At 41.9% G+C, this 21,783-nt stretch carries 17 protein-coding genes and 5 pseudogenes; all 22 read left to right on the top strand.

What is annotated here, in order from left to right:
- Positions 1–36 precede the first annotated feature (36 nt).
- Positions 37–785 (top strand): annotated as a pseudogene (locus tag JCM21738_RS01585) (TIGR00282 family metallophosphoesterase).
- Between the two features lie 474 nt (positions 786–1,259).
- Positions 1,260–1,519 (top strand): annotated as a pseudogene (spoVS, locus tag JCM21738_RS01590) (stage V sporulation protein SpoVS).
- A gap of 128 nt (positions 1,520–1,647) precedes the next feature.
- Positions 1,648–2,582, top strand: a pseudogene (locus JCM21738_RS01595) (dipeptidase).
- A gap of 296 nt (positions 2,583–2,878) precedes the next feature.
- Entirely contained in the window at positions 2,879–4,612 is a 1,734-nt protein-coding gene (locus tag JCM21738_RS01600; RefSeq protein WP_023614811.1) for a 2-oxoacid:acceptor oxidoreductase subunit alpha, read from the top strand.
- 1 nt (position 4,613) lies between these two features.
- Positions 4,614–5,480, top strand: coding sequence for a 2-oxoacid:ferredoxin oxidoreductase subunit beta (locus tag JCM21738_RS01605; RefSeq protein ID WP_023614810.1), 867 nt, complete (start codon positions 4,614–4,616; stop codon positions 5,478–5,480).
- A 358-nt stretch (positions 5,481–5,838) separates the two neighbouring features.
- Positions 5,839–7,382: pseudogene (gene miaB, locus JCM21738_RS01610) on the top strand (tRNA (N6-isopentenyl adenosine(37)-C2)-methylthiotransferase MiaB).
- Position 7,383: 1 nt separating this feature from the next.
- Positions 7,384–7,821, top strand: coding sequence for a YlbF/YmcA family competence regulator (locus tag JCM21738_RS01615; RefSeq protein ID WP_023614808.1), 438 nt, complete (start codon positions 7,384–7,386; stop codon positions 7,819–7,821).
- Between the two features lie 239 nt (positions 7,822–8,060).
- The gene (locus JCM21738_RS01620; protein ID WP_023614807.1) at positions 8,061–8,603 is read left to right on the top strand and encodes an outer spore coat protein CotE; all 543 of its coding nucleotides are present in this window, start codon (positions 8,061–8,063) and stop codon (positions 8,601–8,603) included.
- A gap of 733 nt (positions 8,604–9,336) precedes the next feature.
- On the top strand, positions 9,337–9,951 hold the full coding sequence (locus tag JCM21738_RS22080; protein ID WP_023614806.1) for a molecular chaperone TorD family protein: 615 nt from the start codon (positions 9,337–9,339) through the stop codon (positions 9,949–9,951).
- Between the two features lie 216 nt (positions 9,952–10,167).
- Positions 10,168–10,689: a molybdopterin-dependent oxidoreductase gene (locus tag JCM21738_RS26475; protein ID WP_159101414.1), complete on the top strand. Its 522-nt coding sequence runs from the start codon at positions 10,168–10,170 to the stop codon at positions 10,687–10,689.
- A complete protein-coding gene (locus JCM21738_RS26480; protein WP_256360156.1) occupies positions 10,647–12,362 on the top strand; it encodes a molybdopterin-containing oxidoreductase family protein in 1,716 nt (571 codons plus the stop codon). Before JCM21738_RS26475 ends, JCM21738_RS26480 begins: the two co-directional genes overlap by 43 nt.
- Positions 12,362–12,898, top strand: a complete 537-nt coding sequence (locus tag JCM21738_RS01635) for a 4Fe-4S dicluster domain-containing protein (protein ID WP_023614804.1) — start codon at positions 12,362–12,364, stop codon at positions 12,896–12,898. Before JCM21738_RS26480 ends, JCM21738_RS01635 begins: the two co-directional genes overlap by 1 nt.
- A 5-nt stretch (positions 12,899–12,903) precedes the next feature.
- The gene (gene nrfD, locus JCM21738_RS01640; RefSeq protein WP_023614803.1) at positions 12,904–13,800 is read left to right on the top strand and encodes an NrfD/PsrC family molybdoenzyme membrane anchor subunit; all 897 of its coding nucleotides are present in this window, start codon (positions 12,904–12,906) and stop codon (positions 13,798–13,800) included.
- A gap of 619 nt (positions 13,801–14,419) precedes the next feature.
- Positions 14,420–14,734 (top strand): NUDIX hydrolase, encoded by a 315-nt coding sequence (locus tag JCM21738_RS01645; RefSeq protein ID WP_052019532.1) that lies wholly within the window; start codon positions 14,420–14,422, stop codon positions 14,732–14,734.
- A 217-nt stretch (positions 14,735–14,951) separates the two neighbouring features.
- Positions 14,952–15,095, top strand: coding sequence for a hypothetical protein (locus JCM21738_RS24100; protein ID WP_023614800.1), 144 nt, complete (start codon positions 14,952–14,954; stop codon positions 15,093–15,095).
- Positions 15,096–15,121: 26 nt separating this feature from the next.
- Entirely contained in the window at positions 15,122–15,448 is a 327-nt protein-coding gene (locus JCM21738_RS01650) for a hypothetical protein (RefSeq protein WP_023614799.1), read from the top strand.
- Between the two features lie 101 nt (positions 15,449–15,549).
- Positions 15,550–15,774 carry a GNAT family N-acetyltransferase gene (locus tag JCM21738_RS26960; RefSeq protein WP_369385590.1) on the top strand — a complete coding sequence of 75 codons (225 nt, stop codon included), beginning with the start codon at positions 15,550–15,552 and terminating at the stop codon, positions 15,772–15,774.
- A gap of 142 nt (positions 15,775–15,916) precedes the next feature.
- Positions 15,917–16,960, top strand: a complete 1,044-nt coding sequence (locus tag JCM21738_RS01660; RefSeq protein ID WP_023614796.1) for a sensor histidine kinase — start codon at positions 15,917–15,919, stop codon at positions 16,958–16,960.
- On the top strand, positions 16,938–17,294 hold the full coding sequence (locus tag JCM21738_RS01665) for a response regulator (protein ID WP_035208751.1): 357 nt from the start codon (positions 16,938–16,940) through the stop codon (positions 17,292–17,294). The genes JCM21738_RS01660 and JCM21738_RS01665 overlap by 23 nt, the downstream gene beginning before the upstream one ends.
- Positions 17,295–17,322: 28 nt before the next feature.
- Positions 17,323–17,562, top strand: a complete 240-nt coding sequence (locus JCM21738_RS01670) for a response regulator transcription factor (RefSeq protein ID WP_035208754.1) — start codon at positions 17,323–17,325, stop codon at positions 17,560–17,562.
- A gap of 169 nt (positions 17,563–17,731) precedes the next feature.
- Positions 17,732–18,673, top strand: coding sequence for an ABC transporter ATP-binding protein (locus tag JCM21738_RS01675; protein ID WP_023614794.1), 942 nt, complete (start codon positions 17,732–17,734; stop codon positions 18,671–18,673).
- A 309-nt stretch (positions 18,674–18,982) separates the two neighbouring features.
- A pseudogene (gene mutS, locus JCM21738_RS01680) lies at positions 18,983–21,642 on the top strand (DNA mismatch repair protein MutS).
- The last annotated feature ends 141 nt before the right edge of the window (positions 21,643–21,783 follow it).

Raw genomic sequence — 21,783 nt, forward strand, 5'->3', positions numbered from 1 at the left:
TTTGTAGGGGATATTGTAGGTTCCCCGGGCAGGGATATGGTAACGGAGTACCTGCCAAAGTTAAAGGGAAAATTTCGTCCGACTGTTACGATCATAAACGGCGAGAATGCTGCGAGTGGCAAAGGAATAACGGAAAAGATTTATCGGCAGTTTCTCGAACAGGCGCCCAGGCGGTAACTCTAGGCAACCATGCATGGGATAATCGTGACATTTATGACTTCATTGATAATGCTAAATATCTCGTAAGGCCCGCGAATTTTCCTGAAGAAGTACCTGGAATGGGGATTGTCTATTTAAAGATCAACCAGGAAGAACTGGCAATCATCAGCCTACAGGGCCGGACTTTCATGGCACCAATCGATTGCCCGTTTAAGAAAGCGGATGAATTGATCGCTGAAGCCAGTAAACGTACTTCATTAATCTTCGTCGATTTTCATGCAGAGGCGACTAGTGAAAAGCAGGCAATGGGCTGGTATCTTGATGGGAGAGTTTCCGCTGTGGTCGGTACGCATACTCACGTCCAGACCGCAGATGAGAGGATTTTGCCATCTGGCACAGCTTATTTGACCGACGTTGGCATGACCGGGCCATATGATGGAATATTGGGAGTAGAAAAAGAAGCGGTGCTTAGAAGGTTCATGACGAGCCTTCCAACTCGATTCGAAGTGGTTAAGGATGGAAGGAATCAGCTATCTGCAGTATTGATAGATTTGGATAAGAAGACCGGCAAAGCACTTAAAATCCAAAAGATTCTCGTAAATGAAGACCATCCTTTTTATGAGTAAAATATTAAAAAATATTTAACAATTTTTTAGACTGCAGACAGACTCACTCGAGCCTGTCTGCAGTCTATTAAATTGCGCTTAATTGGTTAGTGATAGCGTAAGATGTTCCAAACGGCTTTATTTACAAAGCAACTGCAGGATAGGTGCCCTTTTGATGAGGGAATAGTCCATATAAGGGTATGATACCTGCCGAAAGTTGCCCTTATTATGAGTGGAAAGCCTGCATAGGGGTACACGATAACCCCGAAATGCACCCTCCCACAGAACCAGACCTATACATCCGAAGATAGATCGCTTCCCGTAAAAAGACAATTAAGCGATCCTTATTAATAAACAGTACTATCATCAGTTACAATGCTTTTGTAACTGATTGGCATATGTAGGCTTCCTGCTGAATATAGTAGCAGTGGAACAGACTAAACTGGATGTATACTCAAGACGTCCAGGACGGGATAACATAAGGAGGAGCCAGGAATGGAGATATTAAAAGTTTCAGCAAAATCTAATCCTAATTCTGTAGCTGGTGCGCTTGCTGGAGTACTGCGCGAAAGAGGTGGCGCAGAAATTCAGGCTATCGGGGCGGGTGCATTGAATCAGGCCGTTAAGGCAGTAGCGATCGCAAGAGGTTCGTAGCACCTAGCGGAGTCGATTTAATTTGCATCCCGGCATTTACTGATATCCTGATTGATGGCGAAGAACGGACAGCCATTAAATTGATTGTTGAACCCAGATGAAAGCGTCAGCGCTATAGATAGATTAGCACTCTAAAGAATTTTAAATGGTCACTTTCAGCCTGTTTGCTATTGCAAGCAGGTTTATTTTATTGAATGGAGTATTATGAATATAAAGAGGAGGTATTTTCGTGAAAATCTATGACGCTCATTGTGATGTTCTATATAAATTATTCATGGACCCGATGCTTGATTTTGCCAATTCACCTGAATTGCAGGTCAATCTTGAACGGCTGACGGCATCTTCCACCAAAGTCCAATTTTTTGCCATCTATGTACCTGAATCAGTTCACCCTGATCTGAAATTTGAAGCTGCACTGCGAATGGCGGATTTATTTTATGAAAAAATCTTAAAGCCTTATCCTCAAATCAAGTTGATCAAGGACAAGGTTGACATTGATCTGCTCGGCGATGATGAAATTGGTGCTGTGCTGGCCCTTGAAGGTTGTGATGCGATTGGACAGGATCTATTGAAATTACGCACTTTGCTGAGATTGGGAGTTCGGTCAGTAGGATTAACGTGGAATTATGGAAATTACGTGGCTGATGGTGTCATGGAGGAAAGGGGAGCGGGTCTTTCAAGGTTTGGACGTCAGGTTGTCCAGCTTCTGAATGAAACCAGAACAATCTGTGATGTCTCACACTTATCTGAACAGGGCTTCTGGGATGTAATCGAACAAGCTGACCGGGTATTCGCATCCCATTCAAACTGTTATTCACTCTGCCACCATCCGCGCAACCTTAAGGATAATCAGTCAAAGCGCTTATTGACCGAGATTCAGTCATTGGTGTTACCTTTGTGCCAGAATTCTTATCAGGTAAAAAGGATTCTGCTTCAATAGATGATGTCATCCGCCAACTTGATCACATTTGTTCTCTTGGAGGAGAAAATCATGTGGGATTTGGTTCAGACTTTGATGGAATAGAATTCAATGTAAAAAATCTCGAGGGTAACGAACAATATGAAAACCTTTGGAATGAATTGCAAAAATATTATTCTGATATACAGGTGAGTAAGTTCCTATATGGGAATATGGCCACAAGATTATCAATGGAAAAATCGTAAATTCCATGGAAACAGCGAATTTCTGCCCAGTAATAGAAGGGTTGCAGAGTAAGCAACTTATAATATAGTAATAAATAAAAAAATATTCATATTTTCGTCAATAAATATTCTGAAGGGGTTGCTTTTTTTAACACATAGGTCTAGAATTGTAAGCGTTTAGTACCATCCATTTGCTAGATTTGAGCAATAAATGCAATATTTAAACCGCTTAATTCTAGTGAATTACTTGGAAAAGTGCTACACTTAATAACGAAGCGTTTTTACATATTTTTTACGTATCTAAAGGGGTGTAAGAGATGATCAATCAACTTTCATGGAAAGTTGGCGGACAGCAGGGAGAAGGAATTGAATCTACCGGGGAAATTTTCTCTATTGCATTGAACCGTCTAGGCTACTACTTGTATGGCTACCGTCACTTTTCATCACGTATCAAGGGCGGACACACAAATAACAAGATTCGAGTGAGCACTTCAGAGGTTCGATCTATTTCTGACGATTTAGATATTCTTGTAGCTTTCGACCAGGAAACAATCGATGTAAACTACAAAGAATTGCATGAGAACGGCGTAATTATTGCTGATGCGAAGTTTGACCCGAAAAAGCCTGAGGATACTCAAGCTGCGATGTATGCGGTTCCGTTTACAGAAATGGCTACTGAATTAGGAACATCTCTTATGAAAAACATGGTTGCCATCGGTGCGACTAGTGCAATTCTGGACTTGGATATCCAAGTTTTTGAAGAAGTTGTCCAGGAGATTTTCGGACGCAAAGGACAACAAGTTGTCGATAAGAATATGGAAGCCATCAAAGCTGGCTACGAATATACGAAAGAACAATTAGGCGGAGCTGAGACTATGCAGCTTGAAAAGGCTGATGGCCAGAAACGCATGTTCATGATTGGTAATGATGCAATCGCTCTTGGAGCAGTAGCTGCAGGATGCCGTTTCATGGCGGCTTACCCAATCACACCTGCTTCAGAGATCATGGAATATCTGATCAAGAAGCTTCCTGCTCTTGGCGGAACAGTTATCCAGACTGAAGATGAAATCGCTGCTGTCACTATGACAATCGGCGCTAACTATGGCGGCGTACGTGCCATTACAGCTTCAGCAGGACCAGGTCTTTCATTGAAAATGGAAGCAATCGGTCTTTCAGGGATCACTGAAACACCACTTGTCATTGTTGACACACAGCGTGGCGGCCCATCAACTGGTCTTCCTACAAAACAGGAACAGTCCGACCTAATGGCGATGATTTATGGAACTCACGGTGAGATTCCTAAAATCGTCTTTGCTCCAAGTACTGTTCAGGAAGCATTCTACGATGCAGCAGAAGCATTCAACCTTGCTGAGGAATATCAGTGTCCTGTCATTATGCTGACTGACCTTCAGTTATCGTTAGGAAAGCAGACAGTTGAACCGCTTGAGTTTGATAAAGTGGAAATCCGCCGCGGCAAATTGGCTACAGAAGCTCTTCCTGGAATTGATAATAAAGGCTATTTCAAGCGTTATGAAGTGACTGAAGATGGTGTTTCACCACGTGTTATCCCAGGAATGAAGAACGGTATCCACCATGTTACTGGTGTTGAGCATGATGAAACAGGAAAACCTTCGGAATCTGCTGCTAACCGTATTGCGCAAATGGATAAGCGTATGCGTAAAATCAGCAATTTGAAATTCAACACGCCAATCCACAAGAATGCTCCGCATAAGGAAGCTGATCTGTTGATCGTAGGTTTCAACTCTACAAGAGGTGCAATTGAAGAGGCAATGGGAAGACTTGAGAAGGATGGCTTAAAAGTAAACCACGCACATGTGCGCCTGGTACATCCATTCCCGGCTGATGAAATGATGCAGCTTGTACAATCTGCAAAGAAAGTTGCGGTTATTGAAAACAATGCGACAGGACAGTTGGCAAACATCATGAAGATGAATGTTGGAGGTCATGAGAAAATCCATAAAATCCTCAAGTATGACGGAAATCCATTCTTGCCGCAGGAAGTCCACACAAAATGCAAGGAGTTGTTCTAGGATGGCGACTTTTAAAGAATTTCGCAATAATGTAAAACCAAACTGGTGCCCGGGCTGCGGCGACTTCTCTGTACAGGCGGCCATGCAGCGTGCTGCTGCCAATGTGGGTTTAGAGCCTGAGAACCTGGCTGTAATTTCTGGTATCGGCTGTTCAGGCCGTATCTCTGGATATATCAATTCTTACGGTTTCCATGGTATCCATGGACGTGCGCTTCCGATCGCTCAGGGCGTAAAGATGGCTAACCGTGATCTAACCGTTATCGCTTCCGGCGGTGACGGTGACGGCTTCGCGATCGGTATGGGACATACAGTCCATGCGATCCGCCGTAACATCAATATCACTTACATTGTCATGGACAACCAGATTTATGGTCTGACAAAGGGACAGACTTCCCCTCGTTCGGCTGCTGGATTTAAGACAAAATCAACTCCTGCAGGTTCTATTGAGCAAGCCATCTCACCAATGGAATTGGCATTGACAGCTGGCGCTACTTTCGTGGCACAGAGCTTCTCAACAGACCTGAAAGACTTGACTGCGCTAATCGAGGCTGGAATCAAGCATGAAGGTTTCTCTTTAATCAACGTATTCAGCCCTTGTGTAACTTATAACAAGGTAAACACTTACGACTGGTTCAAGGAAAACTTGACTAAGCTTGGCGACATTGAAGGATATGATCCATCAAACCGTGAAGCAGCAATGCAGACATTAATGCAGCACAACGGTCTTGTTACTGGATTAATCTATCAAAATACAGAGCGTAAGTCTTATCAGGAATTGGTAAGCGGGTATTCAGAGACTCCGCTGTCAAAAGCAGACCTGAAGCTCGATCAAGCTCACTTTGATAAGCTAGTTGCAGAGTTCATGTAATTTAAATCGCGCTAATCAAGCCGGAATGAAATAAAACCCCAATCGACCAAGATTGGGGTTTTATTATTCTAATAATCAAGCCAATTACTTGAATTAGTGACAAGCATCACTACAAAAAAATTATCTGTTAGGTAATATATTTTATTAAGTCGGCTTTTTTTCCAAGAAAGCTGTATTTCCAGTGCCTGCTATTGTGTTCATTGATTGAAGAGTTTATACTATTATAATGTGTATATTTTATATTTCCAGGGTGAAATATAGCCCTTTTGAAGTAGAAAGCAGAACTGTTTGTAAAGCTAGCATCGGCGCCAGGCTCTATCAATCTGCCTGCTCGCTTTCTAATGAAAGGAGATCTATAATGAACGAAAATCAACGCTTGGAAGGACAGCAAGTAAAAACTGAAAATTCTTCGGACAAAAAATCCAGCAAGGATTACAGCAAGTACTTTGAAACAGTATATACAGCTCCTTCCCTGAAGGATGCAAAAAAACGCGGCAAAGAAGTAGTTCAGTATCATAAAGACTTCGACATTCCTGAAGGATTCATCGGTATGGGAAAGGGGCGCAAGTTCTACATCCGCACTTATGGATGCCAGATGAATGAGCACGACACAGAAGTCATGGCAGGTATCTTCCTTGGTCTTGGCTATGAACCTACTGACAGTGTCGAGGATGCGAATGTCATTCTCTTGAATACATGCGCAATAAGGGAAAATGCTGAGAACAAGGTGTTCGGTGAACTTGGACATCTGAAGCATCTTAAAAGAGAAAAGCCTGATCTTTTATTGGGAGTTTGCGGCTGCATGTCCCAGGAAGAATCCGTCGTTAACAAAATTTTAAAAACGTATAACCAGGTTGATATGATTTTTGGCACGCATAATATCCATCGCCTGCCGCATATCCTCCAGGAAGCATACATGTCCAAAGAAATGGTCGTAGAAGTTTGGTCTAAGGAAGGGGACGTAATTGAAAACCTTCCGAAGGTGCGCAGAGGCAATATTAAAGCATGGGTCAACATTATGTATGGCTGTGATAAATTCTGCACATATTGCATCGTTCCTTATACACGAGGCAAAGAACGCAGCCGCCGTCCCGAGGATATCATTCAGGAAGTCCGTCAGCTTGCTGCACAGGCTACCAGGAAATTACCCTTCTTGGCCAGAATGTAAACGCCTATGGAAAAGACCTGGCAGATATGAAATATGGCCTTGGTGACTTGATGGATGAAATCCGCAAAATTGATATCCCGCGCATCCGTTTTACAACCAGCCACCCTCGTGACTTTGATGATCATTTGATTGAAGTGCTGGCAAAGGGCGGTAACCTGATGGACCACATCCATCTTCCAGTACAATCAGGTTCTACTGATGTATTGAAAATAATGGCCCGGAAGTACACTCGGGAACAATATCTCGAACTTGTACGCAAGATCAAAGCAGCAATTCCTAATGTTACATTGACTACGGATATTATCGTAGGTTATCCGAATGAGACAGATGAGCAGTTTGAAGAAACATTGTCGCTTGTCCGTGAAGTTGGCTATGAATCAGCCTATACGTTCATCTACTCTCCAAGGGAGGGAACACCTGCCGCTAAAATGCAGGATAATATCCCAATGGAAGTGAAAAAGGAGCGTCTGCAGCGCCTGAACGCACTTGTGAATGAGCAATCCGCACAGTCTATGAAGAAATATCAGGATCAGATTGTTGAGGTCCTTGTTGAAGGCGAAAGTAAAAACAATCCTGATGTTCTTGCAGGCTATACAAGCAAGTTGAAACTTGTCAATTTTGTTGGACCAAAAACGGCAATCGGCAAAATCGTCAAGGTAAAGATTACAGATGCGAAAACATGGTCTTTAAACGGGGAAATGGTAGAAGAAATCGAACCAGTTGAGGTGAACTAAGTTGGCAAAGTACAATAAAGATGACATTATCCAGCGTTCAAGAGAAATCGCAAGAATGATTGCGGAAACTGAAGAAGTTGACTTCTTCAAGCGTGCGGAAGCTCAGATCCATGAGAATGAAAAAGTGAAAACACTTATTTCTTCCATTAAAGGCCTTCAAAAACAGGCCGTTAACTTTCAACACTATGGAAAAACAGAAGCATTGAAGAAAACTGAAGCAAAAATTGCTTCTCTAGAACAACAACTTGATGAAATCCCGGTGGTACAGGAATTCAAGCAGTCGCAAATCGATGTAAATGAATTGCTTCAGCTAGTGGCCACAACGATTTCAAATTCGGTTACTGATGAAGTAGTGGCATCAACTGGTGGAGACATACTTCGCGGTGAAACAGGGGCAGCTCTGAAAAACGAAGCAAGCTGCCACACACACAACCATTAATATTAGACAGCAAACGGTACCTGCCGAAAAGCAGGTGCCGTTTTTTATATATCATATAAATACTTAAGATAAATCCATGTTAATTCCCCAGCAACTTTCATCAATCGGGAACATTCAGGGCATATGGGCATACAATGAACTATGCCTAAGTTTTTACCAGCGGTTCTAAAATTAATCGCACACTAGTCTAATATCACGCATAGGATGAATTGAAAAAGATTGAGGAGGTTTCGCTCGCAATGGGAGATTACAGAGAGATTATTACGAAAGCCGTCGTAGCGAAAGGACGCAAATTCACGCAGTCCAATCATACGATCAACCCAGCGCATAATCCGAGCAGCATTCTGGGCGCTTGGGTCATAAACCATAAGTATAAGGCAAAAAAGGTAGGGAAAGTGGTTGAGGTAAACGGGTCTTACGAAGCCAACATCTGGTACTCCTTTGATGATAATACAAAAACTGAAGTAGTGACGGAGAAAGTAACTTACTGCGATGTCATCAAGCTGAAGTACCGTGACCCTGAATGCATGGATGACCATGATGTCCTTGTGGAGGTCCTGCAGCAGCCTAACTGCATTGAAGCGGTCATTTCGCCTAATGGCAACAAAATCATCGTTCACGTCGAAAGGGAATTCCTTGTGGAAGTCATTGGTGAAACGAAGGTATGTGTTGTCACTCATCCAGGCGGATGCGATTGCGACGATGACGAGTGGGGCCATGGCATCGATGATGACGAATTCGAGGACTTGAATCCAGACTTCCTCCTGGGAGAGGAAGAATAACATCGAACTAGGAAGCTTTCACTTCCTAGTTTTTTTTTTGTAAGTGAAGAATAAGAAGACACCGGTTTGGAAGCTGTTTACGCAACTGCAGCAGCTTTGGTTCCGGTGCCTCATTCTGTATTTAGAGGGGCTTTTACAAGAAAAAATTAGGTTTCTCGATTTTTTTGCTGATTTCACATTCATTTGATTCTTCCCATGAGTAAAAACTGCTTCTACAAGTGGTACATTCATTTTTATACACATGATAGGCAACTTCACTTACCTTGTGGATACTATGAGCAACCTGAATTCCGCTATGCAGACACTTGTGGACATTCATCCATACAAGCTGTACAGGTACTCAACGTACTTTTCTTTTTTGAACACGCTTCTGATATTTCCAAATCATAGCTCAAGCTTTCAAGCCAATTGGTTAGTAGCGACATATAGGTCACCTCAAGAGTGATAATTCATGTACTTCTATTCTACGACTAAAGTTCCTAAATAGTGGCGAGTTTGCTGGATATTCAAACATATTTAAAGGAATGTTCACAATTCAAGATTGGCTGTAAGCGTTATAAAGCCCTAATTTCAGTGTCTTTTAATAGTTTTATATAATCGGCACTGAAAAATAAAACAATTAAATTAGGTGAAATCCTTCACATACGCTTGGGGGAATATCCACAGAATGTATATTGTTTCACAATCTTGAGTGCCATATAGTGAAGTTGTAATCGAAAGGTGGTGAATCCCGGTGATTGGATTAAATAAAAAAACAGATTGTGCGAATGTTTTTATAGTCCTTGCAGATTTATTTAAACACCCAACTAGAGGTATCTGGGATGAGATTCAGCAGGAGGATCTACTGAAGAAGCTGGAAAAATCGGTCAACGAACTTTTCAGTATCTACTTTTCAATCGAGGAAGTCCTGCCAGAGAATTATGAAGAATTCACAGAAATATACATGACTTCTATTGGCAGCACGCAAAGGAAAGCTGCTCTTCCGATTGAATCATTGTATAAACGGTGGACACTTGATGAAACGTGCACTCTACCCTTTGCCAGGGACAAAGGTTATATATTAGGAGATTCGGCGTTACATATCAATTACCTGTTAGAAAAGCTTAAGATCGAAATCCCTAATGAACTACAGGGTATACCGGACCATCTTGCAATCCTGTTGGAATTGTTGGCCTATTTCATTGAGCATGCCCCTGAAAGTTCTACTGCTGAATTTTTGGATGACCATTTTGATTGGCTCGATGAATTCGAGTCGCAGCTTTCGAAAGTGAGTGTTCACCCATTTTATCAGAGACTGACGGGAGCATTAATAGAAATGATCAAGGCGCAACGAAATAGTTACCAGTAAGGCTTTAATTCTTAAAGGTGGTGGTGCTTTTAGTGAAGGACATCCTTTTAAAAAGAGATATAATAACAGATTCCATTAAAGGGACCGGATACTCTGCGAAAAAGTCAATGAGTTTTACATGCAGCAGTAATGGAAGGAAGCATCAATCACAAACAGCTAAAGGCAAAAAACTACTAAATGTTTGATCGGTCTGGAGTAAAAGGAGGGCTAGAGAAAATGGTGGATACAAAACTATCACGTCGAGGATTCATTAAAGCCTCTGCAGCAACTGCTGCATTGGCATCTGCGGGAACAGCAGGCTTTAATGCATGGTCCAACGAATATGTAAAAGCAGGAGCAAATGCAGAAATAAAGGAAATACCTAGTACATGCAATGCATGTTCAAGTAAATGCGGAATGATTGGCCTTGTCAAAAACGGCCGTTTATGGAAGCTGACAGGGCACCCTGATCACCCTTATTCGAAAGGGAAGCTATGTGCCAGGGGACATGGTTACGCTACAGTTGTTTATTCACAGGATAGGCTGACACAGCCATTAAAGCGTATTGGTGAAAAGAAATTTGAGCCGATTACATGGGAACAAGCTTACAAGGAAATTGCGGAAAAATTAAACAAGATTATAAAAGAGCATGGCCCACAGTCAGTAGCACTGACGGAGGACCACGCGCTTCAGGGAAATTCTATTCCCCTCGTTTTATCAATGCGCTTGGCTCTGCGAACTATTATACGCACCATGTAGTATGCTCTAACGCTAGGGATGCAGGTTTCCTTCATACAGTGGGTGTAACGGCAACGAGTGCAGATATCAGTAATGCGAAATATATTATGTTCATTGGAAGAAGCTATGGAGACGGAATAAGACCAAGCTCCGTACAAGCATTGGCATCTGCAAAAGACAATGGAGCCAAGATTGTCATTGTCGACCCGCGTTTGAATAACACAGGCAATCTTGCGACAGAGTGGCTGGCAATCCGACCAGGCACTGACTTGGCTCTTGTACTGGCTATGTCACATGTGTTGATAAAAGAAAATCTTCACGATAGGCAATTCATTAAGAACTACACAATTGGATTCGAAGAATATGCAAAAGAACTGAAAAAATATACACCAGAATGGGCAGAAAAAATCACCGGTCTCCCTGCTGATGCAATCACACGGATTGCCATTGATATGGGCAAAGCCAAACCGAAAGCGTTGATTGAGCAATCGTGGAGAGGTGCATTCGGCTGTAACTATGAAAATAGTACAGAAACCGGACGTGCCGTTGCAATGTTCAATGCTTTACTAGGAAACTACCAGCAAAAGGGCGGTAGTATTTTTGGCGGAAAACCTTCGCTGGGTAAACTTGATAAAGCAAAACACCCGAGTCCAAAAGAACCTGAACTTTCAAAGGCAGGATCCAAGGAATTCCCGATTGCCTATCCAACTAATGGAGTAGCAACAATCGTCGCAAAGGAAGCACTGGAAGGCAAAATGAAGGCGGCAATTTATTACCATTCCAATGCAGCATTAGGATATGGAAATCCTAAAGTCATGAAGGAAGCTCTATCTAAAATGGATCTCGTGGTGGCAATAGACGTGCAAATGTCTGAAACCGCGCAACTGGCTCATTATGTACTTCCGGAAGTTTCGTATATCGAACGTGATGAGGTAATTGAAGGGTTATCCGGAAAGGTTCCCGGAATAGCTCTTCGCCAGCAAATGGTAGACAAGGTACATCCGGAAACAAAACCAATTCATGAAATCTATACTGAGTTAGCTAAAGCTTGCGGAGTAGGTCAGTATTTCAATTTCACCCTTGATGAATTGAATGAAACGATGCTTGCTCCGACAGGTATAACGTACAAACAGCTGAGGGAAAAAGGAACCATCATGTTCCCGAATGAAGAAATTACCCTCGGGGAAATGCCGAAATTAAAGACCCCATCAGGCAAAATAGAATTTTACAGTGAAACATATAAAGAAGCAGGCTTTAAACCGATCGTCGAATGGATTGAGCCTAAGGTAAGCCCGGCAGATGATTCTTTTCGTCTGATCACTGGCAAACAGGCAATCCATAGCCATACTCAAACTGCCAATATCCCAATTCTGATGCAGATTACGAAGGACTATGATTTAGAAAGAATTTGGATTAACCCTGTTCGTGCAAAAGCGCTGGGAATTAAGGACGGCGATATGGTTGAATTGAAATCCAGTGAAGCAACCAGCAAGATACGAGTGAAAGTTACTGAAAGAATTCACCCAGAGGCAATTTTTGTTCCAAGCCACTACGGTATAACATCCAAGGATTTAAAGACTGGATATGGTATAGGTTTTGGCTATATGGAACACGTACCATTCGATTTTGAAAAATGGAGTGGGTCAGGAAATATCCACGAAGTAATCGTGAAGGTTAGGAAGGTGAATGGCTGATGGCACGCTATGGAATGGTAATAGACACAAGAAAATGCGTCGGCTGTTATGCTTGCCGGGTAAGCTGCCAGATGCAGAATGAGCTTCCGGTAGAAGAGTCGTATATTAAGTTTTACGAAAAAGAAACGGGAGTTTTCCCAAACGTCAAAAATGAAATCATCCCGGTACAATGCCAGCACTGTGAGGATGCCCCATGTGTGACTGTCTGCCCGACAAAGGCTACCTACACGACAAAAGAAGGCATCGTGCTTGTTGACGCAGATAAGTGTATCGGCTGCAAGTATTGTATGGTCGCTTGCCATTATGGCGCAAGAACGCAGGATCATAATACCGGTGTCGTTGAAAAATGCCGCTTCTGTGCTGAGCTAGTGGCAGAAGGTAAACAGCCAGCCTGTGTCAGCACATGCATCAGCAATGCCCGTATTTTCGGTGATCTTGATGATCCGAACAGTGAAGTTTCAAAAGCAATCGTTCAAATGAATGCCCAGCCTTTAAGGCCGGACTTAGGCAAGGCAAAAATTTACTACGTGAGGTGATTATAATGGTTTGGGGAACAATTATCGCTGCCTATTTATTCCTTGCTGGACTTAGTGCCGGTGCGTTTTTAACATCTTCCTATGCAGCAAGGAAATATCCTGATGCCAAAACAGTCAGGATTGCCGGAAGGTTAATCAGCCCGATTCTGATGGGCATAGGTCTATTGCTTCTTATTGTCGATGCGGAAGCAGGTCTTAAGGATCCTTTGAGGTTCATCTATTTGTTTACAAATTTCAGTTCTGTCATGACAATCGGTACTTATTTCATTAGCTTTTTCATGATGGCTGCAGCATATATCGCTTTGATGGAATTGCTGAAAAAAGATACAAATAAAATTGTGGAGTACGTCGGGATCGTCTTTGCTGTCGCTACAGCCATTTACACCGGCTTCCTGATTGGTGTCATTGGAGCTGTGCCACTATGGAATACAGCGATTTTGCCAATCTTGTTCGTTGTGTCGGCATTCTCAACGGGGATTGCCGGAACAATGCTCGTATCAGCAATCTTCGATAAAAAAGTGATCCATCATGTGATGTCCATCAAAAAACTTCACTTAACATTGCTGATTTCTGAATTATTCCTGATTTTCACAATGTTCTTGATCACTTCATCGACCAATGAGTCAGCAGCACAATCTGTTGCCATGCTTCTTTCCGGAGAGTACAGCACTTTATTCTGGCTGGGACTGGTTGTTGTGGGATTGCTTGTTCCAATCGGAATCGAAGCTTTGGAATTATGGAATTCGAAAAAACTCCAGCAAAGCCAGGCTGGATTGGAAGTTGCAGCTTCAGGCTCACACGGAATCGCAGCCACTATGATCACGGAAAGTGCTGTACTGGCAGGCGGATTTATTCTCCGCTATCTGTTACTTGCAGCAGCAGTTCCGGTAATATTCTTATAATAAATGCAAGCAGACCTGAACTAAAAACGTTCAGGTTTTTTATGTATCAATTGAACTCTCCCGTTTTTTCTTTATAGAAAAATTTATGAATTGCAATACTATATTACTGCCCGCCAAAATCAGGATTGGCATAAAAAGTATGGACTTTCCTGGTTAATCCAGGTTAACTCAAAAAAGTAATCGACTAAAGAAAATAAAATGAAAATAAATACAAAAATGCGAGTTATGTTTTCTAGTCTAATTAACATACCAAATTATCCTTTCATGTGTTTAATCTAGTAATTCTCTAAAATATGGAAAACCCCTTCTAAGAAAAGATGTCATCTTATTTTAAAAGAGTAAGTGACCCAAAAGAAGGGATATCAAGCAAGAATACAGAATTATATCTCCAACGTTATGTGAAAGAGGGATGTCGATGGAGGTGCAATTTACGGTATCCTGGAATTATATTGAGGAAGTGGAACAGAAGGGTAGTATATATGATTACTTTTGGAAAAATGGAATCAGGAATAAGCTATACCATGCGGCCAGGTGTCTATGGAATAATTTTTAATGAACATAAGAATTTGATTGCTTGATAGAGACCGGTGATGGGAAGTATTTCCTTCCAGGAGGTGGGTTGGAAGGAAGTGAAAGTCATGAGGAGTGTCTACTTAGGGAAGGCATTGAAGAAATGGGAAATCTGCTTGAAATTGGGGAATGGATTGGAAAAGCACAGCGCTATTTTTATTCCGAAAAGGATTCGGAATATTATCTAGGTGCAGGGCATTTTTATTTTGCGGAAATAGCTGGAGATGCGGGAGATCCTGTTGAGGCTGACCATCAACTCAGGTGGGTTGAACCTGGCGCAGCAGTGAAAATGTTATTTCATGAACATCAGAGCTGGGCCCTTCAAAAGGCTTTGTGTTTGTTTGGGGAAAATGAGGAAATATAAGGTGGAATATCTCTGCCATACTTGATGACAAAAGTCATCTTGTTACAAGTCTGTAATCAGCTTTGTTGGGAAAATCAAATGAATCAAATTACCTCTTTCCTTTCTCGCCTGCTTAATGGTAATGTTAGCATAATCACATCCTCATTATTTATTTGTTTGACAATAGGTATAAATGGGAAAATATTTCTTAGAACAGTAAAAAGTAATGAGGGCGATTATGATTAACAACTTTGAATATCAGATCTTTTCCGTAGAACTAAGAAGACTTCATAAAGAATACCAGCGGTGTGAAAATGCCAAATTAAAACAATCAATATCAAAGGACATTGAACTTATAGAGGACGCGCTGGAAACAATCTGAAACTAAATTAAGCAGGAGATTTTCAAATGAATAAACAATTAACCGATCCAGAATTCCTTTCATTCTGTGAAAACGCTATGCCAATTGAAGTGGTAGAAAAATTCACTAATAATAACATCCGCGGACTTGAGAATATTGCACTAAGGTCGATTTCAACCCGAAACAAACTACCGGCGAATGTAGTCAATCTATTGGTTGCCTATTTCTACAGTCACTATGGTAATCAGGTATATAATCGTAATGACCTGGCACGTTTATATGATTACTGGGCATCGAAGGATGTCAGGACAATGACTCAGGCAGCTGAAATGACCAATGAAGATATTGAGGAAGTTCTTAAAACGTTGAAATGATGGAATTGCTTTTTGAACAGGCTGAGCTCAGCCTGTTCTTTTTTATTTAATAGGAAATTTGGGACAAACATATTTTTGCTGTGGATACTGAAGGAGATTCAGTGTATTTGCATAGGCTCGCAGTATTACCAGTACATATAGGCAAAGGATTTGGAAAAGAACTATTAAATTGGATTGAGAAGAGTTTTTCAACGGACAAAACATATCTCAAATTAGACTGTGTTGCTGACAACAGCAAACTGAATCAATTTTATTTGGCTAACGGGTTTCACTATCTCGGTGAAACAGACCGTCACAGTAAATACGGAAAAAAGTTATTTGCTTAACTCCGGCCCATGTGGGGTCTTTTTTTATGCGAGAAAAGAAGCTGGAGATTTCACTTAAAGTTAATAAACATGGCGAAGTATCAGCTGGAATAGAGGTTAAAATGGAGTTGCGAAGAAGTGATGTTTTAGCGAGGGATTAATTATGTTGATGCAAGTGGAAATTTTAGAAGAAATTGTCGATCATCTGCCGGAGGGCATGATTGTAATGGATAAAGATCGCATGATTCATTATCTTAATGAAAAAGCAGTTGACATGACCGGCTGGAAGCATGGAGAGAAAGTACCTTACTGTACATATTGCCAGGAAAGAGAACTGGAAGAGGATGAGAATCGCTGTATCTTAACCTCTGATAATCCGATTCCTTTTTTTAACTCCCATCTGGCAGTGTATGAGGGACTGGAAGAATTTGAGATGTCTTTTAAAAAAATCACTATATCGGATGAGGTATATTATGTCCTTAGGATCCGGCCTCCAGTCCAGAATGAAAATAGTGAGCGGGCACGATTCCATGAGCTGCTTGTACAAGAAACGCTGCTCGCCCAGGAGGCAGAGCGTAAAAGGATTGCCATGGAACTGCATGATCATATCGGACAAAGTGTCTATAGCATATTCCTTGGCCTTGAGGTAATCAAACAGAATATCAGCGAGGATAAATATCAAAATCATGTCACCAACATGGTCAATGTCATGGAAAAAACACTTAAAGATATTAAGAGTCTGACCAAAAGCCTCAGACCTGAAATCGTGTATGACATTGGTTTGGAAAAATCGCTTCGGCAAGCAGTAAAGGATTGGAGGAAGCTGTACCAGATAGATATCTTTTTGGAGATGGAGCTCGATAAGGAACAGAAACTGGATCCGGAAAAAGAACTTCATCTATTCAGGATCATCCAGGAAAGCATCACAAATTCTGTTCGCCACGGCAAGGCAACTTATTTCTTCATTCATTTAAAGACATACTATCAATATATCTTTTTTCAGTTATACGACAATGGCAATGGCTTTATATCAACTGGATGTAAAACGAAAGGGCTCGGTTTGAAGCATATGTATGAGCGCTGCAAAATGCTTGGTGGGGACATCAAGTGGATCAGCAAGGAAGGCGGGCCTACACGGGTGGAAGGGTTTGTTTCTTTAACAAAAGTGGAAGGGGAGAGGAAAGATGAACCTAATGATCATCGATGATCATGAAATTGTCCGGGATGGGCTGAGCATGCTTTTGCAGCAATCTTTTTGCATTGATGGGAGGATTTGTGCCTGCGATGGCTATGAAGCTGTTAAAGCTGCGGTCGACTTCCCTGCGGACCTGGTACTTCTGGACCTTTCGATGCCAGGCGGCCTGGATGGAATGACGACCTTGGAAAGACTTCGGAAACTCCTGCCGGAAGCAAAAATAGTCATTTTCTCGATGCATGATGATATCGGGTATCAAAAGAAGGCTTATGAAGCTGGAGCTGACGGCTATCTAATCAAGCAGCTGAAGCGTGACGATCTCATCCATCTCTGGATAAAATTTTAGCGAACCAAAAGGTGTTCGATACACATATATGGAGGATGAGACAGAGGGTGACCAATTCAATCCGGTCGACCTGCCGATCACCAAGCGAGAAAAGGAGGTATTCATCCTTACGGTTAAAGGATATTCCCAGAAAGACATAGCTGAAAGGCTTGATATATCAGTCAAAACAGTAGAAAATCACCGTCAGAAAATTGGTGAGAAGCTAGGAACACACAAGCGATATGAATGGGTAGAAACAGCACGAAAATATAATGTATTTCAACCTTAGAAGCAGGACATACCGATGTCTTGCTTTTTATTTGGCCAATGAATCACTTAATGACTCTATTTCATTATAATCTTTTCCAAATATTTTCATATATTAATTGGAATTTATTTCATGAAGTTTGAATTTTTGAGATAATTGAATCAACATAGGCCGAAAGCAGGTGTTTTGGTTGGAAGTCTTGGAAGTGAAGCAATTAACTAAGAGGTTTAAAGATTTCGAGGCAGTCAAGAATGTTTCCTTTTCCGTACAAAAGGGTGAGTCTTTTGGTCTCCTCGGACCCAATGGAGCAGGAAAGACAACAACGATTCAAATGATTACAGGTTTATTTCCCCCGAGTTCAGGAATCATTGAAATAGCTGGCATTGATATGGTCAAGCAGCCAAAGCGTGGGCAAGGGCTTTTAGGAATCGTGCCTCAGGAAATTGCGCTTTACCAAACTATGAGTGCGAGGGAAAACCTCTCATTCTGGGGAAGAATGTACGGTTTAAGGGGGAACCACTTGCAAAAAAGAATTGACGATGTACTTGAAATTATCGGCTTGGCTGATCGGGCAAAGGAAACAGTAGAAACGTTTTCCGGAGGGATGAAGCGGAGAGTCAATATCGGTGCTGCAATTTTACATAATCCAGAGCTGTTGATCATGGATGAACCGACCGTAGGGATAGATCCCCAATCTCGCAGTCACATCCTTGAAACGGTAAAAAAGCTGAATGGTGAAGGGATGACAGTTATCTATACAAGTCATTATATGGAGGAAGTTGAGTTTCTTTGTGAAAAGATTGGCATTATGGATCAAGGAGAATTCATTACATCTGGTACTATTTCGCAATTAAGGGAAACAATCGGTGATCGTTCTCGTATTGTCATGAACTTTTCGGGGGCAATCGAACTTGAAAGCATAAAGTCAATTTTAACGTCTGAGATACCTGAACGCGACCTCTTAATGAATCAAAATGAGCTTGCCATTTTTCATAAGGAACCACAAAAAATACTAAGTGAATTGATCCAGTCGGTTACAGGGACCGGTTTTGAAATTGCCTCAGTTGAAATAGTTGAACCCAATCTCGAGAGTGTGTTCCTCCATCTTACTGGCCGAAGCTTAAGGGATTGATGTTTGCCAGTCCATAGTTGGACTGGTAATTCTTTTTAAGGGGATTCTATCGAAAATTATATTTTGTCGAGTTATAATAGATATTTAGAGTAAGAGTCGAAAAATGATCCTTGGTTTGACTGAATAAGAAGGAATTAAGTTATTCGGGTAAAAGCACATGTGCTGCATTGCCCGAAACAGAGAGAATATGGTGAAAAGGGAAAAGCAGGTCACCTGGCATTACCAGAAATGAAAGAAACTAATCAAAAGGGAGAGGCAGAATTTCTGCATAACCCTAACAATAAAGCAAAGTGAATTTTGGAGGATAATATGGCTACATATACCCCTATGATAAAACAATACCTGCAAGTGAAGGCGGATTACCAGGATGCCTTTTTATTTTTCCGTTTGGGAGATTTTTATGAAATGTTCTTCGAGGATGCATTAAAGGCATCCCAGGAGCTTGAAATAACACTTACCAGCAGAGAAGGCGGCGGTGAGGAACGGATTCCGATGTGCGGTGTTCCTTATCATTCAGCTCCTAACTATATTGAACAGCTGATCAACAAAGGCTACAAAGTCGCAATATGTGAACAAACAGAAGATCCTAAGACTGCCAAAGGTGTCGTCAAGCGTGAAGTTGTCCAGCTGATCACTCCGGGAACAGTAATGGAGGGTCGAGGTCTTTTAGAAAAAGAAAATAATTTTATCGCTACCGTCTCAGTTTTTCCTGGAGACACATATGGGTTTGCCTGCAGTGACTTATCAACAGGGGAAAGCAGGGTGACATTAGTTAACGGCAGTGTCGAAGAGCTTATCAACGAATTATCGATTTCTGGTGCAAAGGAAGTTGTCATTGAAAGCTCGCTTTCGCCGGAAATCCAGAAAAAGCTGAAGGAGCGTTCTATCCTGGCGCTTTCGATTGAGGATAATACCGATCTCAATGAAAACTTTTCAGAACTGTTTGCTGACCTGGAAAATGAACAATTAAAAAACACAGCCTCAAGATTATTCAATTATTTGTACCGAACCCAGAAACGCAGCCTGGATCATTTACAAAAGGTATCCGTCTACAAGGTTCAGCAGTATATGAAAATTGATTATTTTTCGAAGCGCAATCTTGAACTGACAGAGACAATACGATCTACTGCAAAAAAAGGGACACTTTTATGGCTGCTTGATGAAACGATGACTGCAATGGGCGGCAGGATGCTGAAGCAATGGATCAACAGGCCGCTGATTGACAAAGCTGAGATCAGCCGCCGTCAGGAACTAGTGCAGCTTTTTGTCGGACAGTTTTTCGAACGCCAGGAATTGCGTGAAAAGTTGAAAGAGGTATACGATCTTGAACGATTGGCTGGAAGAGTTGCTTTTGGCAATTTAAATCCAAGAGACCTGATGCAGCTAAAGAGATCTTTATTACAGGTACCGTCCTTAAAGCATATATTGGAGAGTCTTTCCCATGAGGAAGCTGCCCTGATGGCAGACAGACTCGATCCTTGCGAGGAGGCGGCGGATCTGCTCGAACAGGCAATCGTTGACAACCCTCCGCTTTCTGTCAAGGAAGGAACATCATCCGTGATGGCTACAATCACCAGCTTGACCAGTATCGCGATGCCAGCCGGAACGGAAAGACTTGGATTGCCATGCTTGAACGTGACGAGCGTGAGAAAACAGGCATAAGATCCTTGAAGGTTGGATACAATCGGGTGTTTGGCTACTATATTGAAGTAACGAAGGCGAACCTGCATCTTTTACAGGAAGGCCAGTATGAACGAAAGCAAACGCTATCGAATGCAGAGCGCTTCATCACACCTGAACTGAAAGAAAAAGAAGATTTGATCCTTGCTGCCGAGGAAAAAAGTGTCGAGCTTGAATACCAGCTATTTACCGGAATCCGCGAGACAATCAAAGAATATATTCCTAGATTGCAGAAACTCGCCAGGGCTCTTAGTGAACTTGATGTACTTCTTGGGTTTGCAGAGCTTAGCGAACAGCGACAGTACGTAAAGCCGGTGTTCTCAGCTGAGAGGAAAATCGTCCTGAAGGATGGGCGCCATCCAGTTGTCGAAAAAGTAATGGATGCCCAGGAATATGTGCCTAACGATTGCTATATGGACAATGAACGAGAAGTATTGTTGATTACTGGACCGAATATGTCAGGTAAAAGCACATATATGCGCCAGGTTGCCTTAACAGCGATCATGGCTCAAATTGGCTGTTTCGTCCCGGCGACCGAGGCGGTAATGCCTATATTTGACCAGGTTTTCACCAGGATTGGTGCGGCAGACGATCTTGTTTCAGGACAAAGTACCTTTATGGTCGAGATGCTTGAGGCAAAGAACGCAATTACCAATGCTACGAAAGATAGTTTGATTCTTTTTGATGAAATCGGCCGGGGCACATCCACATATGATGGCATGGCGCTCGCACAGGCAATGATCGAATATATCCATGATAAAATTAGCGCAAAAACGCTGTTTTCGACTCACTATCATGAAATGACTTCTCTGGAAAGTGAATTGCAAAAATTAAAGAATGTACATGTTAGCGCAGTAGAGCAAAACGGCAAAGTGGTTTTCCTTCATAAAATTAGGGAGGGAGCAGCAGACAAGAGTTACGGCATCCATGTTGCACAGCTTGCTGAACTTCCGGCAGACCTGATAGAACGTGCTGCGGAGATCCTCCACATACTTGAGCAAACAGACACACCGGTTTCGCTTGGGTCTGAGAGTCAGAAGAGCTTAGACTCTGTACGGGAAACATTGCAGCATGAGCAAGACAAACAAGCCATTCTTCAGGCAGCGGAAACAGCAGCCGCGTCTCAGTTATCATTTTTTGATGAAGAGCCTGAAAAGAAGAAATCTAGCAGTGCAAGTAAAAAGGAGAAGCAGGTTCTTGACCAATTAAATGGACTTGAAATTCTGGATATGACCCCTTTGCAGGCAATGAATATTCTTTATGAATTACAAAAGAAGCTGCGTAAGTAAGATTCTATAAACCCTAAATGGGTCAGGAACTGGGAAAAGGGCCTATAGAAAAATTCTATAAGCTGCAATGTGAGAAGATCGAGAAAAAGGGCCTATAGAAAAATTCTATAAGCTGCAATGAGAGAAGATCGAGAACAAGGG

This window comes from Mesobacillus boroniphilus JCM 21738 (assembly GCF_000517385.1).
Lineage (GTDB): Bacteria > Bacillota > Bacilli > Bacillales > Cytobacillaceae > Mesobacillus > Mesobacillus boroniphilus.